The following is a 15,572-nucleotide window of genomic DNA, read 5'->3' as shown; positions in this document are numbered from 1 at the left end:
TGACAGGTAGCCCAACTTGGTGCGTCCGAGCGGCAACGTCCCTGCGGGCGGCGGCAACTGAGGAGTGGAACCAGTACGTCCCCCTCAGGAGGTAGGTACCGTGCAGCACCCGCAGCCGCATGCCCCGTTCCGTCCCCCCACCCGTACCAGACGCCGCACTCTTCTCTCCGCCCTTGCCGCCGGGAGCCTGGCCGCCGCAGGGCTCGTGTCGCTCTCCGCCACCCCGGCCGAGGCCGCCACCGCCCGTCAGGTCGAGGCGCTCGACCGGGGTGTCGTCAGCGTGCACGTCGACAGTGGCAACCTGGTCAGCTGGCGCTGGCTCGGCACCGACCCGAACGACGTGTCGTTCAACGTCTACCGGGCCGGTACGAAGGTCAACTCCACCCCGGTCACCGGCTCCACGAACTATTTCCACTCCGGCGCCCCGGCCCAGGCCGACTACACGGTCCGTGCGATCGTCGGCGGCGTGGAACAGGCCGACTCCGTCCACGCGATCCAGTTCCGCACCGGATACAAGGACGTGCCGATCACCCCGCCCGCCGGCGGTACGACCCCCGACGGCGTCGCCTACACCTACGAGGCCAACGACGCCTCGGTCGGCGACCTGGACGGTGACGGCGCCCTCGACTTCGTACTGAAGTGGCAGCCGACCAACGCCAAGGACAACTCCCAGTCCGGGTACACCGGCAACACGATCGTCGACGGGATCAAGCTCGACGGCACCCGGTTGTGGCGGATCGACCTGGGGCGCAACATCCGCTCGGGCGCGCACTACACGCAGTTCCAGGTGTACGACTACGACGGCGACCGTAAGGCCGAGGTCGCCATGAAGACGGCGGACGCGACGGTCGACGGGACAGGTGCCGTCATCGGCAACTCGTCGGCCGACTACCGCAATTCGAGCGGTTACGTGCTCTCCGGTCCGGAATTCCTGACCATGTTCAACGGGCAGACCGGCCGGGCGATGGGCACCGTCGACTACGTCCCGGCGCGCGGCACCGTCTCGTCGTGGGGCGACAACTACGGCAACCGGGTCGACCGGTTCCTCGCCGGTACCGCCTACCTGGACGGCGCCCGGCCCTCCCTGATCATGGCGCGCGGCTACTACACGCGCTCGGTGATCGCCGCGTGGGACTGGCGCAACGGGGCGTTCACGCGCCGCTGGACCTTCGACAGCAGCTCATCCACCAACACCGGCAAGGGATTTGACGGCCAGGGCTCGCACAGCCTGTCCGTCGGGGACGTCGACGGGGACGGCAAGGACGAGATCGTCTACGGGGCGATGGCCGTCGACGACAACGGCAACGGGCTGTGGACGACCAGGACAGGCCACGGTGACGCCCAGCACCTCGGTGACCTGGACCCGGCGCGCGCGGGCCTGGAGTACTTCAAGGTGTCCGAGTCCACCTCCCAGCCGGCCGAGCTGTACATCAACCCGGCCAACGGTGCCGTGAACTGGAGCCTCGCCGCCTGCTGCGACAACGGCCGGGGAGTCGCCGGCGACATCTGGGCGGGCAACGACGGAGCGGAGGTCTGGTCGGCCTCCGACACGTCGATCCGGGACGAGGGCGGCGCCACGAAGGGCCGCGAACCGTCCTCCGCCAACTTCCTCTCCTGGTGGGACGGCGACCCGGTCCGCGAACTCCTCGACGGCACCCGTATCGACAAGTACGGCACCTCCGCCGACACCCGGCTGCTGACCGGCGCGTCCGTGCACTCCAACAACAGTACGAAGGCCACCCCGGCGCTCTCCGGAGACCTCTTCGGCGACTGGCGCGAGGAGGTCGTGTGGGCGACCAGCGCCAACACGGCCCTGCGTATCTACTCGACGCCGACCGAAACGGCGACGAAGATCACGACCCTGCTGCACGACACGATGTACCGCACGGGCATCGCCTGGCAGAACACCGCCTACAACCAGCCCCCGCACCCCAGCTTCTTCATCGGCAACGGCATGCCGACGGCACCGAGGCCCACGGTCTACACGCCGTGACGTCGTGAGGGCGGCCGCCTGCGTGCTCCGGGCGGCCGCCGCTCACTCGGCGGGGGCCTTGATGATCTTGCCGCTCTCGTCGAGGGTGTGGGTCTCCCAATAGACGTCCCACTTGTCGCCGGACTTCTCGGGGACCTTGCCCTCCGGGTAGCGGGCGTACCCCTTCGGCGGGTCCTCGCCGTTGGGGACACAGGCGTTTCCGGTGCTCCCCACGTTGAGAACCGGATACTCGTCGCCGCCGCAGCTCGCCTGCTCGATCGAGCAGCCGGTCAGCAGGGCGGCGGTGACGCCGGTCATGGCGAGAAGCGACAGAAGGCCGGTTCGGCTGGTCCTACGCACAGGTGACTCCCTCTTGGTGGTGTGCGACCAGCTTGTGCGACACGGGGAATCCCGGCATGAGTACGGCTACTCAAAAGCTCCGGGCCGAAAGGGCACGCGCCGCCCCAGGCGCGCGCCCTGGGTGCTCAGGCGACCGTGCAGTTCTGGTCGCCCACCTTGAAGGCCGCCGGTTTCCCGTTCGTCCCCGACCAGTTCCCCGTGAACCCGAAGCTCACCGACGAGCCCGCCGCCACGTTCGCGTTCCAGCCCAGGTTCTTCGCCGTCACCGCCGCGCCCGACTGGGTGTACCCGGCGTTCCAGATCTGGGAGACGGTCTGGCCGTTCGGGAAGGACCAGCCAAGTGACCAGCCGTTCCAGGCAGTTGTGCCCGTGTTGCCGATCTGTACGTCCGCCTGGAAGCCGCCAGACCACTCGCTGGTGACCTTGTACGTCACCGTGCAGGCCCCGGTCGGGGTCGGCGTCGGGTCCGTACCGCCGCCCCCGCCACCACTGCCGGCGTCCGACGACTCGCCGTAGACGACACCGCGGCCGTTCGTCGCCACGTACACGCGTCCGTACACCCTCGGGTCACCCGTGATCGCCGCGCCCGTCCAACCCCACTGGTGGGCATCGTCGTTGATACGCGTCCAGCTCGCGCCCTTGTCCGTGGAGCGGAAGATGCCGCGTACGCCGCCGATCTTCGCGCTCGTGTACAGCGTCTGGTACGTCGCTCCCGTCGCCGGCTTGCCGAAGCCGACCGTGTCGGCCTGTTCGACGTTGGACAGCTTGGTGAAGGTCGTACCGCCGTCCGTGGAGTGCCACAGGCCGTACGCGCCGTCCGGCGCACCGCCCGTTAGCCAGATGTCGCCCTTCGTGCCCGGCAGGGCCTTGAAGCGCACGCTGTCACCGGCCGGGAGGCCGGTCGCCGTGGACGCCGTGAAGGTCGCTCCGCCGTCCGAACTCACGTAGAACTTGCCGGACTTGAAGCCGTAGAACGTCCTCGGGTCCACCCGGTCAGACTCGACGATCGCGCCCGCCGGGATTCCGGCCGACGCCGACCATGACGTCCCGAAGCCCGTCGCGTACTGCACGCCCGTGCCGTCCGGGCTCCACACGAACCGGCTGCCGTCCGACGCCGACGCGATCGTGCCGCCGCCCGAGACACCCGAAGGGTCCGTCCCCGCGAACCAGTTGGCCCCGTTGTCCGTCGAGAACGCGACATGCGGACCCGAGTCCAGGTTGCCGACGCGGGCCACGATCCCCGGGTTCGTCTCGGCGTAGTCCAGACTCGTGGTCGTGGTGAAGTTCGGTGAAGTGAACATCATCGAGGGGACCTTGGTGAGATCCGTGTGGCGGAAGCCGCCGACGTCGCCGAGCGCGCTGAGCAGTACGGCCCCGCCCGACGGGGGAGCGGCCAGGTCGTTGACCGCCGTCTCCTCCAGGCCCTGGACCATCGGCTTGATGGCGAACTGGCTGCCGCTGTCCCAGTTGGTGAGGTTCTCGGTGCCGTAGATCGTCGCGCCCGTGCCGTACATCATGCGGTTGGAGTTGAACGGGTCGATCTCCAGCGCCTCCGTCATCCACCCCAGTTTCGGGGACTGTTCGGGCGGCGACGGGTTCGCGCCCCAGGTCAGCCACGGTGAGGACGAGACGTCCATCGTGTAGCGGTTGGCGCGGTTGGGGTACGAGGTGTAGTCCCAGGCCTTCGTCCAGGTGCCGCCGCTGTCCGTGGAACGGAAGAGCTGCGTGTCCGGATACCACGAGCTGTACGCCGTCGCCATCACCGTGCCCGGCTTCTGCCGGTCGATCGTCAGACCGCTGAACCCGTAGTAGGTGTCCGCCTCGGCGACCGGGCTGATGTTCGTCCAGGTGCCGGTCGCCGTCGCGTACCGCCACAACTGGCCCTTGCCGCCGTCGTACGGGCCGCCCTTGTCGCTGTACGGCAGGTACAGGTAGCCGTTCGTGGCGTCCAGTACGCCCTTGTGGGCCAGATAGCCGGTGGGCTGGCCCGCCACCCGGGACCAGGTCGCGCCCGCGTCCGTCGAGCGGTACACCGCGTTGTCCTTGTCGGCGACCCCGACGTAGATCGTGCGGGTCGCGCTGCCCGCCGTACCCGTCGACTCGTCGAAGGTGACCCAGACGATGCCCTGGTTGTCGCTGGCGTACCCGCTCGTGTCGGTCGGATCCTGCGCGTAGTTGCCGACGTTGGGGAAGTTCGCCACCTGCGACCAGGTCGCCCCCGAGTCCGTCGACCGCCACAGGCCCTTGCCGCTGGGTGCGCCCAGATACAGCACGCTGTTGCGGTTCGGGTCGACGGCGAGGCGCTCACCCATGCCACGGCCGGGCATGTTGCCGCCCAACTTGAAGGGCAGATCGGCCCGTTGCCAGCTCGCGCCCCGGTCGCCCGACCTCAGTACGGCGCCGTTTCCGGGGTCCCAGCTGTTCGTGTACGTGCCGACAGCCGCGTACACCTTGTTCGGGTCGACGGAGTCGGAGGCCAGGCTGACCACGCCGGTGTGGCCCCAGCGGTCCCAGCCGACGGAGTCCGTCAGCGGGGTCCATGTCTTCGTCGACTCCTGCCAGCGGTAGGCGCCGCCGATGTCCGTACGGGCGTACGCCAGGTTCTTCTCGGTGCGGTTGAAGACGATGCCGGGGACGAAACCGCCGCCGTCGATACGGGCGTTCTTCCAGGTGTACGTGTCGGCGGCGATCGTCACTTCCGCGGCGTCCGGGGCGGCCAGCGCGGACGGGGCGCCGGCCAACAGGCCTGCGGCCAGGGCCAGTACGGCCGTGAGAATACGGGTTCTTCGCATGGTTGTGGGGGTCCTTTCCGGGTGGGGGGAATCGGGAAGGCAGGGAGGACGAGACGGACGGTAAGCGCTTTCCTCGCAGTGCGAGAGTTGCCGGGCGGCCCCCAGTGTGGGAGGGGGCCGCCCGGCCAGGTGGCCTCGTCGTCCGGTGACGAGACCGCGTACGCGGAGCATTCAAGCGGTTCCGCAGAACAAGCGGTGCCTACCCCGCGCCCCGATAGGGGCGCGGGGCTGTATCCGATATGCGGCTCCGCCGCGCGGGCGCGACCAGCCACAACGGACCCGCAGCCACACAGCTCAATCCGCGGAGCGCCCGGCGGGGGCTATTCGAGTAGCTCCGCGTACGAACCCATGGCGAGGGCGATGTCCGCCTGGGCCCAGAACCGGTGGTACGTGAACGAGGGCGCGGCGCCGCCCGCCAAGTACGCCTCGATCTTGGACCAGTTGGGGTCGTCCTCGTAGAAGGTACGGATCGAGTCGAACGTCGACGACGAGTTGATCGGGTCGCCGTTCGGCATCGTTCCGGTCCAGCCCGACGGCACGTACAGGGCGTCGTCGAAGCGGTTGTAGTCGGCGCGGGTCTCCGGGACGGCGATGCCCAGGGTGTCCTGGTGGTGGTTCCACATGCCGTCGAGGAGCGCCTTCGCCGTCGTCGCCGCCTCGGTGTCACCGGAGCGGTCGGCGTAGTACGTCAGCGTCTTGGCGTACGCCGCCGCCACGCCCACGTCGTTGGTGTAGTCGGCGACGGTGACGTGAAGTCCCGCGTTCGCACCGGGAGTTGACGCGTTCCAGGTGTCCGGGGCGCCCGACCACTGGAGCGTCGACGGGATGCGGTACGTACCGTCCGGGTTGATGGTCGTCTTGGACAGGGCCCAGTCGACCCACTTGTCCAGGACGGTCTTCGCGGCCGCGTTGCCCGTCTGCTGGTAGTACTCGGCGACCCGCTCCATGGACCACGCCTGGAAGCCGAACCACTGGTTGGACGGCGGGTCGTGGTACACCGGCTTCTCGTCGTAGTACATGCCGTAGAAGGTCGGCGTGCCGGCCGGCGGGGTCGCGTAGCGGCCTCCCCAGCTGTTGGTCGCGCCGCCCGCGATGCCGCCCTCGTTGGACTGGAGCCAGCGGTAGAACTCGATCTGCCGGGTCAGTGAGGTCGACCAGTCCGCCTGTCCTGTCGCCGACTTGGGCTTCAGAGCGGCGTACGAGCTGAGCGCGTAGGCGGCCAGGGGGTTCTGGTAGCCGCCGTGCGTGTGGCTGGAGCCGATGCGCCAGGACCAGCCCGCCGCGGTGTCGGTGGCGCCGCCCCACGCGTAGTACCAGGACATCAGATAGTGCGAGGCGTCCTTGCCGGTGCCGGCCGGGCAGGCCGTCGGGCCGACACAGTTGCCCACCTTCTTGAAGTACTTGTCGTACATGGCGTAGCGCAGATAGTCGCCCATCTTCGCCGCCTTGCCGACGGTCGCCGAGACGTCACCGCCCTTGCCCTGCTGCTTCGCCCAGATGTCCGCCCAGTACGCGGCCTGCACGGCCCGCGCGTCGGCGTCCGGGGCGTTGGTGAACTTCCACTGCTTCGCGTACGACGCGTCGCCCGTGAACAGGTCCAGGTACCCGTTCGTACCGCCGTACTTGAAGGCGTCGCAGGTCGGCTGCGGCACCGTCTCCCACACGGATTCCTGCGGTCCGCGCTGGAAGGTGTTGATGTAGGAGGGACCGGTGTCCGTCGGACCCGCCTCGCACTTGCCGGGCGAGTTGCCGTAGCCGTAGACGTTGTCGACGTCCTGGAGCCAGTGCATACCGTAGACGTCGTCCGTGCCGTACGCGGTCTTCAGCTCGGCCGCGATCGGGTCAGGGCCGACCGAGACGGCGGTGTCGAGCGCGGCCGGGTACTGGCTCGGCAGGTCGTACTCGGGGGCGTACGTCGCCGGCTTCGACGCGTTGTAGAAGGAGTTGGTCGGCTGGTCGGCGTGGGTGGGGATCATGTACTGCTCCATGATCGACCAGGCGCCGTTGAACTTGCTCCAGTCGCCGGTCACCTTGCCGTACATGGCCTGGAGCCACAGGAGGTAGCTGTACGCCTCCGACGTGGTCTCGTGGCCGTGGTCCGGCGCCTCGACGATCAGCGTCTCGACCGAGTGGTAGGGGATGCCCTCGGGGGAGAAGTAGCCGCTCGCCGGGTTGGTGATCTTGCCGTAGAGGTCCAGGAAGCGGGCGTCGTACACCTTCGAGGCCGCCAGCTCGGTGACGGTGACCGTCGCCTTGGCATGGCCGGTGGCCGTCGAGTCGAAGGCCGCCGATCCGGTGCCCGTCGCGTTGGCGGTGATGGTCACCTTCTGGGCCGTGTTCCAGTTGGCCGGGGTGAAGGTGAGCGAGGCGCCGCCGGTCACCGACAGGCCCGTGTTGCCGCTTGCACGAGCGGTCGTCACGGTCGTGTTCGCGCTCGGCTGCGTCGACAGCTTGACGTCGTACGTCGCCGACTGGCCCTGCTGGACGCCGAGTTGGGTGGGTACGGCGACCACGGCGGGACCCGAGGCGACCGTGATGCCGACCGGCGTGGACGGCGCCGAGGCGCCCAGACTGTCGTACGCCTTCGCCAGCAGCGAATGACTGCCCACGGCCAGTCCGGTGGCCGAGTGCGTGTACGGCGCGGTCGTGTCCGTGCCGAGCAGCGTGGTGTCGTCGTAGAACTCGACCTTGGTGATCGTCGCGCTGTCGGCGGCGGCAGCGGTGGCCGCCATCGGCACCGCGTCACCCTGCGAGTAGACCGCGCCCGCGGCCGGGCTGGTCAGCACGGTGATCGGCGGCTGGTGGGCGCCGACGCAGGTCGTACCGTTGACCGCGAACGAGGCCGGGGCCGCGTTGCTGCCGCTGTACGTGAACTGCGCGCCGGTGGTGACGGCCGCGCCGGCGGCGATCGTCGCGTTGTACGTCGCGTTCTGCACGGTGACCGTCTGGCCGGACTGGGACCAGGTGCCGTTCCAGCCATTGCTGAGCTTCTGGTTGCCCGCGTAGGCGTACGTCAGCGTCCAGCCGTTGATGACATCCGTGCCGCGGTTGGTGATCGTCAGGTCCGCGGTGAAACCGGAGCCCCAGTCGTTCGTCCTGTAGTCGACGTTGCACTGAACTGCCGCCGCCTGTGCGGGAGTTGTGCCTGTCGCGAGCATGGTCAGGGGCAGGGCGAGGGCCGCCACGACAGCGGTCCAGAACCGCCGCGTGACGCGGCGTCTGTGTCGGGGGTGCATGGTGCTGGTTCCTCCTAGCGGCTCGGAGGTGCTCGTGGAGATGTGGGGAGGAGCAACAAGCCTTGAACCAGTGGGAGCGCTCCCATAGTGAGGACCCGCGTGTCAAGGGTCAAGGTGTTTGAAGAGTCGAAACGATTCGATGGCGACATCTGATGGAAACACGTCAACTCTCTGTTCTTTACCGTCACTTGGCGCTAACTTCGTTGACACCAGTGGGAGCGATTCCATCAGTCGACGCGTCTGTCACGACGCGCCCGATCTGCAAGGACTCGCTCATGCGACACCCCCCGCGTTCAGGTCTTTTAGTCGTGCTCGGCGCTGCGGTCGCCCTTGTGGGCACCGCGGTCGCGCCGGTCGTCACGGCGTCCGGAGCCACCCCCGCGTGCACGGTGGAGTACTCGGTCACCAGCACGTGGGACGCCGGCTTTCAGGGCGCCGTCAAGGTCACCAACAACCAGGCGGCGCTCACCGGCTGGAGTCTCACCTTCGACTTCGGTGCGGGACAGCAGCTCACCCAGGGCTGGAACGCCAAGTGGTCCCAGGCGGGCGCCACCGTCACCGCGGCCAACGAGAGCTACAACGGTTCGCTGGGCACAGGCGCGAGCGTCAGCGCGGGGTTCCTCGCCTCCCGGTCCGGGAGCAATCCCGTACCGGCGTCGTTCAAGCTCAACGGGACGACGTGCAACGTGGACACGGAGCCGACCCCGACCCCGACTCCGTCGCCCACCGATCCTCCGGTCCCCGGTGACGGGCCGCCGGCGCTGCAGGTGTCGGGCAACAAGCTCGTCGACTCCGGTGGCGCCACCCGGCGGCTGCTCGGTGTCAACCGCTCCGGCGGCGAGTTCGCGTGCGTCCAGGGCAACGGCATCTGGGACGGGCCGGTCGACGACGCCTCCGTGCAGGCGATCGCCGACTGGAACGTCAACACCGTACGCATCCCGCTGAACGAGGAGTGCTGGCTCGGGCTGTCCAACATCAGGCCCGAGTACGCGGGCGCCAACTACATCGCCGCCGTCAAGGACCTGGTGGCGAAGGTGAAGGCGCACGGCATGACGCCGATGGTCGAGCTGCACTGGTCCTGGGGCCAGTACACGGGCAACTCGGCCGGCTGTTCCGACGTACACGCCAGCTGCCAGAAGCCGATGCCCAACATGCAGTACACGCCCACCTTCTGGACCTCGGTCGCGAACACCTTCAAGGGTGACGCGGCCGTCGTGTTCGACCTGTTCAACGAGCCCTACCCGGACCGCGCCACCTCCACGGCGGCCCAGGCCTGGACCTGTTGGCGGGACGGCGGCAGCTGTCCCGGCATCGGCTACGAGGTCGCCGGTATGCAGGATCTGATCGACGCCGTCCGGGCCACCGGCGCCAAGAACGTGATCCTCGCCGGCGGGCTCGCCTACGCGAACGACCTCAGTCAGTGGCTGACGTACAAGCCGACCGACCCGGCGGGCAATCTCGCCGCCGCCTGGCACGTGTACAACTTCAACTCCTGTTCCAACGAAAGCTGTTGGGACTCGACACTCGCTCCGGTCGCCGCCCAGGTCCCCCTTGTCGCGGGCGAGATCGGCGAGAACACCTGCGCGCACTCCTTCGTCGACCGGGTCATGAAGTGGTTCGACGACCGTGGCCAGTCCTACCTGGGCTGGACCTGGAACACCTGGAACTGCGCCACCGGCCCGTCCCTGATCTCCGATTACGACGGCACACCCACGGCCTTCGGCATCGGACTGCGCGACCACCTTCGCGCCATCGGTTAGTGCACGAACTCCCCATCACAGCAAGGCGCTTCTCAACCCCACAGGAAATCGAGAGGACACCCGCACTCATGAGCCGTACCAGAACAGCGATCCTCGCCGCCCTGGCGCTGGTCGCCGGTGCCACCGGCGCCGCGGTGGCCGCCGCGCCGGCCGATGTCGGGATCGCCGCGATCCCGTGCACCGTCGACTACAAGGTGCAGAGCCAGTGGTCCACCGGCTTCACCGCCGCCGTGACGATCACCAACAACAGCGCGGCCAAGTCGAGTTGGGCCGCGAAGTGGTCGTACGCCGGAAACCAGCAGGTCACCAGCGGCTGGAACGCGAAGCTCTCCCAGAGCGGTACCGCGGTGACCGCCGCCAACGAGACCTACAACGGCTCGCTCGCCACCGGCGGTTCGGTCAGCTTCGGCTTCAACGGCACCTACAGCGGAACGAACGCGATCCCGACCACCTTCACGCTCGACGGCGTCACCTGCAACGTCGACGACGGCGGAACCGGCCCGGGCCCCGGGCCCAACCCGTCCAACCGGGTCGACAACCCGTACACCGGCGCCAAGGTGTACGTGAACCCGGAGTGGTCCGCGAAGGCCGCCGCCGAGACCGGCGGCAGCAGGATCTCCAGCCAGCCCACCGGTGTCTGGCTCGACCGGATCGCCGCGATCAACGGCGTCAACGGTGGCATGGGTCTGCGCGCCCACCTCGACGCGGCCCTCCAGCAGAAGGGGACCGGCGAACTCGTCGTCCAGCTGGTGATCTACAACCTGCCCGGACGTGACTGCGCCGCCCTCGCCTCCAACGGCGAACTCGGCCCGACGGAGATCGACCGCTACAAGACCGCGTACATCGACCCGATCGCGGCGATCCTCGCGGACACCAAGTACGCGGGTCTGCGCATCGTCACGACCGTCGAGATCGACTCGCTGCCCAACCTCGTCACCAACACCGGCAGCCGGCCCACGGCCACGCCCCAGTGCGATGTGATGAAGGCGAACGGCAACTACGTCAAGGGCGTCGGCTACGCGCTGGGCAAGCTCGGTGACGTGCCGAACGTCTACAACTACGTCGACGCCGGCCACCACGGCTGGATCGGCTGGGACGACAACTTCGGCGCCTCCGCCGACGTGTTCAAGCAGGCGGCCACCGCCGAGGGCGCGACCGTCAACGACGTGCACGGGTTCATCACCAACACGGCGAACTACAGCGCCCTGAAGGAGAACAACTTCACCATCAACGACAACGTGGCCGGCAAGTCGGTCCGTGAGTCGCTGTGGGTGGACTGGAACCGGTACACCGACGAGCTGTCCTTCGCACAGGCCTTCCGCAACCAGCTGGTGACGGTCGGCTTCCCGTCCACCATCGGCATGCTGATCGACACGTCCAGGAACGGCTGGGGCGGCGCCGCACGGCCGGCCGGTCCCGGTGCGACGACCAGCGTCGACACGTACGTCGACGGCGGACGCTACGACCGGCGCATCCACATCGGCAACTGGTGCAACCAGTCCGGCGCGGGTCTGGGCGAACGCCCGCAGGCCGCACCGGCTGCCGGGATCGACGCGTACGTGTGGATGAAGCCTCCGGGTGAGTCCGACGGCTCCAGCACGGCGATCCCGAACGACGAGGGCAAGGGCTTCGACCGGATGTGCGACCCGACGTACACCGGTAACCCGCGCAACGGCAACAACCTGTCGGGTGCGCTGCCGAACTCGCCGCTCTCCGGGCACTGGTTCTCGGCGCAGTTCCAGGAGCTCATGAGGAACGCCTCCCCGGCGCTCTAAGCTCCGCTGGTTGGGCGGTTCTTTGGCCGACAGGCCCGGTGGGGGCTTGTCGCGCAGTTCCCCGCGCCCCTTTGGGGCGCGGGGAGTCCGCCAGGGTGGGTCAGGTGTTTTTGCCCAGGCCCTGGCGGATCGCGAACTCGACGGCTGAGTAGTTGTCGTCGGGGCGGTCCAGTTCGTACGGCACCGCGGGGTGCAGTGGGGGCTGGGCCATGAAGCGTGGTCGGGTCCCGTGGTGCGGCTGTGCCGCGTGGACCAGGAACGGGTGACAGAGGTACACGTCTCCGGGGCGGCCGGTGGCGTAGGCGAGCGGGCGGTGTGCGGAGGCCTCGACCAGGGCCGGCGCTATGTCCAGCCCGGAGACGCCCTCCTCGCCGTACGGCTCCAGCAGTGGCGGTACGTCGAGATGCGAGCCCACCCGGATGCGCGTCGGGGCGTCCGCCTCGCCGACCTCGCTGAACAGGAACAGCATCAGCAGGGCGCGGTCCCGGGAGCGGAGGTTCGTGTACGGCCAGTTCGCACCCTCGACGGCGTAACCGCCCTCGATGTGCCAGCCCGCGTCGTCCGGCTCCTCCTCGTGCGGGAACCGCAGCGGAAAGCTGCCCAGCGAGTAGCGCGACGCCCAGCGGCCCTCGCCCACCAGCAGGTCGAACGCCTCATGCAGCACAGGCGAGTTGACCGCGGCGGCGAACGGGCCCTGCGCCATGTCTCCCACCCAGTGCACCGGCTTCGTCCAGGTGCCCGGGTCGTCCGGGTCGCACCCCGTCTCCCGCCACAGCAGCCGTGCGCAGTGCTCGGCGACGCGCGGCGGGAAGGCGCCCTCGAGCTTCACGAACCCGTCTTCGAGGAAGCGCTCCACGAGTGTGTCGTCCATACGGACATCGTGGCGGAGCGAGGCGGACCGGCGCATCCGGTTTTTGCCGTGCGCGTTCGTGGGGACGACACGTGTTTGCCGTAACGGCAACAGAGCTGGCCCTGTCGTCGGGGGCGGCGCACGCTGGTGCCAACGACGACGGGAGGCCCGTACACCATGGCCCATCAGCACCGGCACACCCATGATCACACCGAGGCGGCTGCGCACGCCCCGGCCCACGACCACGGCGACATCGACTTCGCCAAGATGATCCCCCACCTGGAGGGACAGGCCCAACTGTTCGCTCCCCTCTACGCCGACGCCCTGGCCTGGCTGCACCGTATGCAGCCCGAACCCGGTCTGATCGTGGACGCGGGAAGTGGCCCCGGCATCATCTCGGGCTTCTTCGCGGAGGCGTTCCCCGAGGCGCGCATCGTCGCGGCGGACAGCTCGGCGGCGCTCCTGGAGCGGGCCCGCGAGAACGCCGAACGCCTCGGCACCGCCGACCGCTTCAGCACCGTCGAGGCCGAACTCCCTGGCGGACTCGGTGAGTTGGAGTACCCCGCCGACCTGGTGTGGTCGAGCCGGGCCGTGCACCACGTCGGCGACCAGCGGGCCGCGCTCACCGCACTCGCGGCCGTGCTCGCACCGGGCGGCACCCTCGCCGTCATGGAGGGCGGCCTCCCCGAGCGCAACCTGCCCCGCGACCTCGGTTTCGGGCGCCCCGGCCTGGAGGCGCGTCTCGACGTGATCGAGCAGGGCTGGTTCAACGAGATGCGCACCACGCTGCCCGGCCATGTCCGCGAGACCGAGGACTGGCCCGCCCTGCTCGCCGCCGCCGGCCTGCGCCCCGCCGGCACCCGCAGCTTCCTCCTCGACCTGCCCGCCCCTCTCACCGACGAGGCCCGCACCTACGTGATCGGCGTCTTCGACCGCCGCCGCACGATGTTCGCCGACGAGCTCGACGCCGACGACCGCGCCACCCTCGATCGCCTCCTCGACCCCGACGACAAAGCGGGCCTGTACCACCGCCCCGACGTCTACGTCCTGGCCACCCACACGGTCCACACGGGCAGCAGGCCGCAGGAGTAGCCGCGGCTTCAGTGCTGAGTGCACCGGGCTTGACTTCGAGAAGGCTTCAAGTGGTGGACTCCCCCTTGTTCACGCACACGCAGGGCACACACAGGGGGTAACCACCATGACCGACTCACCCGTCGCGCTCATCACCGGTGGCGGCAGCGGCATCGGCGCCGCCGTCGCGCGGCAGCTGCTCGACGCAGGTCACCGGGTCGCCGTCACCGGCCGGGGCGAGGAGCGGCTGCGCGGTTTCGCCGAGGAACTGGGCCGACCCGAGGGCCTGTTGACGATTCGCGGCAACGCGGCCGAGTACGACCAGGTGCGTGGCGCCGTCGAGACGACGCTGAAGGAGTTCGGGCGACTGGACACGGTCATCGCCAACGCCGGTTTCGCCACCCACGACTCGGTGGCCGACGGCGACCCGGCGGGCTGGCCGGAGATGGTGCTGACCAACGTGCTCGGGCCCGCGCTGCTCATCAGGGCGTCGATCGACGCGCTGAAGGAGACCCGGGGCCGCATCGTGCTGGTCGGCAGCGTCGCCGGGTTCGTCAACACACCCGGCAACATCTACGGGGCGACCAAGTGGGCGGTGACCGGCCTCGCCGAGAACACCCGCCGGCAGGTCACGGAGTTCGGCGTCGGGGTGACGCTGGTGGCCCCCGGACGCGTCGAGACCCCCTTCTGGGACAGCTACGGCAGCCTGCCCCCGGGCCATCTGCTGACGGCCGACCAGCTGGCCGACTCGATCGTCTGGGCGATCCGGCAGCCGGCGGGCGTCGACGTCAACACCGTGGTCGTCCGGCCCATCGGGCAGCCCAACTGACCTGTGCCGGCCGCCCGGGGCGCACGTGGATCGAACGTGCGCCCCGGGACGGGTGCCGTCAGGCAGCTGCGATCGGGGGTCAGCCCTGTTCGAACGTGGCCGGGTCGGGGCCCAGGCGCCGGTTCTCGTTCAGGGCGCTGATCGCCGCGAGGTCCTCCGTGTCCAGGTTGAAGTCGAAGACCTCGATGTTCTCCTTGATCCGGGACGGCGTCACGGACTTGGGGATCACCACGTTGCCCAGCTGGAGGTGCCAGCGCAGAACGACCTGGGCCGGGGTACGGCCGTGCTTCTGGGCGATGGCGACGATCGCCGGGACCTCCAGGAGGCCCCTGCCCGAACCGAGCGGCGACCAGGCCTCGGTCGCGATGCCCTGCTCCCCGTGGTACTCGCGGGACGCGTGCTGCTGGAGGTGCGGGTGCAGCTCGATCTGGTTGACGGCCGGGATGACCGACGTCTCGGCGATCAGCCGCTCCAGGTGCTCCGGAAGGAAGTTGGAGACACCGATCGCGCGGATCCGGCCGTCGGCGTGAAGCTTCTCGAACGCCTTGTACGTGTCGACGTACCTGTCCCGGGCCGGCGTCGGCCAGTGGATCAGGTACAGGTCGAGGTAGTCCAGGCCGAGCTTGGCCAGCGACTCGTCGAAGGCACGCAGAGTGGTGTCGTACCCCTGCTCGCTGTTCCAGAGCTTGGTGGTGACGAAGAGTTCCTCGCGGGGGACAGCGGATGCGGCGATAGCCTTGCCGGTGCCCTCTTCGTTGCCGTAGATCGCCGCGGTGTCGATGCTGCGGTACCCGGTCTCCAGCGCGGTGGCTACCGCCCGCTCCGCCTCGTCGTCCGGCACCTGCCAGACGCCGAAGCCCAGCTGGGGCATCTCGGCGCCGTTGTTCAGGATGATCGGGGGGACCTTGCTGCTCACGAGCTCTCGAT

Annotated in this window: 10 protein-coding genes; 5 read left to right on the top strand and 5 right to left on the bottom strand. The window is 69.0% G+C overall.

What is annotated here, in order from left to right:
* The first annotated feature begins 100 nt into the window (after window positions 1-100).
* Complete coding sequence (locus tag ACH4TV_RS34145) at window positions 101-1,993, top strand: rhamnogalacturonan lyase (protein ID WP_398405019.1); 1,893 nt, start codon at window positions 101-103, stop codon at window positions 1,991-1,993.
* 42 nt (window positions 1,994-2,035) lie between these two features.
* On the opposite strand, the gene ACH4TV_RS34140 is transcribed toward ACH4TV_RS34145, so the two are convergent.
* The 3 genes from ACH4TV_RS34140 to ACH4TV_RS34130 all read right to left on the bottom strand — a co-directional run bounded on the left by ACH4TV_RS34140 (window position 2,036) and on the right by ACH4TV_RS34130 (window position 8,360).
* Window positions 2,036-2,290 carry an SCO0607 family lipoprotein gene (locus ACH4TV_RS34140; RefSeq protein WP_398405165.1) on the bottom strand — a complete coding sequence of 85 codons (255 nt, stop codon included), beginning with the start codon at window positions 2,288-2,290 and terminating at the stop codon, window positions 2,036-2,038.
* Between the two features lie 167 nt (window positions 2,291-2,457).
* Window positions 2,458-5,124 carry a cellulose binding domain-containing protein gene (locus tag ACH4TV_RS34135; RefSeq protein ID WP_398405017.1) on the bottom strand — a complete coding sequence of 889 codons (2,667 nt, stop codon included), beginning with the start codon at window positions 5,122-5,124 and terminating at the stop codon, window positions 2,458-2,460.
* 320 nt (window positions 5,125-5,444) lie between these two features.
* Window positions 5,445-8,360 carry a glycoside hydrolase family 48 protein gene (locus ACH4TV_RS34130; RefSeq protein WP_398405015.1) on the bottom strand — a complete coding sequence of 972 codons (2,916 nt, stop codon included), beginning with the start codon at window positions 8,358-8,360 and terminating at the stop codon, window positions 5,445-5,447.
* A 275-nt stretch (window positions 8,361-8,635) separates the two neighbouring features.
* Here ACH4TV_RS34130 and ACH4TV_RS34125 point away from each other — a divergent pair, with 275 nt between their 5' ends.
* Entirely contained in the window at window positions 8,636-10,120 is a 1,485-nt protein-coding gene (locus ACH4TV_RS34125) for a cellulase family glycosylhydrolase (protein ID WP_398405013.1), read from the top strand.
* Between the two features lie 68 nt (window positions 10,121-10,188).
* A complete protein-coding gene (locus ACH4TV_RS34120) occupies window positions 10,189-11,895 on the top strand; it encodes a glycoside hydrolase family 6 protein (RefSeq protein ID WP_398405011.1) in 1,707 nt (568 codons plus the stop codon).
* A 100-nt stretch (window positions 11,896-11,995) separates the two neighbouring features.
* Here the strand turns inward: ACH4TV_RS34120 and ACH4TV_RS34115 are convergent, their stop codons facing one another.
* On the bottom strand, window positions 11,996-12,766 hold the full coding sequence (locus ACH4TV_RS34115; protein ID WP_398405009.1) for a phytanoyl-CoA dioxygenase: 771 nt from the start codon (window positions 12,764-12,766) through the stop codon (window positions 11,996-11,998).
* Window positions 12,767-12,922: 156 nt separating this feature from the next.
* On the opposite strand from ACH4TV_RS34115, the gene ACH4TV_RS34110 reads away from it, so the two are divergent.
* A complete protein-coding gene (locus ACH4TV_RS34110; protein WP_398405007.1) occupies window positions 12,923-13,837 on the top strand; it encodes a class I SAM-dependent methyltransferase in 915 nt (304 codons plus the stop codon).
* Between the two features lie 106 nt (window positions 13,838-13,943).
* Window positions 13,944-14,645 (top strand): SDR family oxidoreductase, encoded by a 702-nt coding sequence (locus tag ACH4TV_RS34105; RefSeq protein WP_398405005.1) that lies wholly within the window; start codon window positions 13,944-13,946, stop codon window positions 14,643-14,645.
* Between the two features lie 79 nt (window positions 14,646-14,724).
* Here the strand turns inward: ACH4TV_RS34105 and ACH4TV_RS34100 are convergent, their stop codons facing one another.
* Window positions 14,725-15,561: an aldo/keto reductase gene (locus tag ACH4TV_RS34100; RefSeq protein WP_398405003.1), complete on the bottom strand. Its 837-nt coding sequence runs from the start codon at window positions 15,559-15,561 to the stop codon at window positions 14,725-14,727.
* Window positions 15,562-15,572 lie beyond the last annotated feature (11 nt).

This window comes from Streptomyces sp. NPDC020898, from assembly GCF_044333925.1.
In the GTDB taxonomy this organism is placed as follows: Bacteria; Actinomycetota; Actinomycetes; order Streptomycetales; family Streptomycetaceae; genus Streptomyces.
The sequence above is the reverse complement of the archived record's forward strand: the minus strand, read 5'-3'. Positions and strand labels throughout refer to the sequence as shown.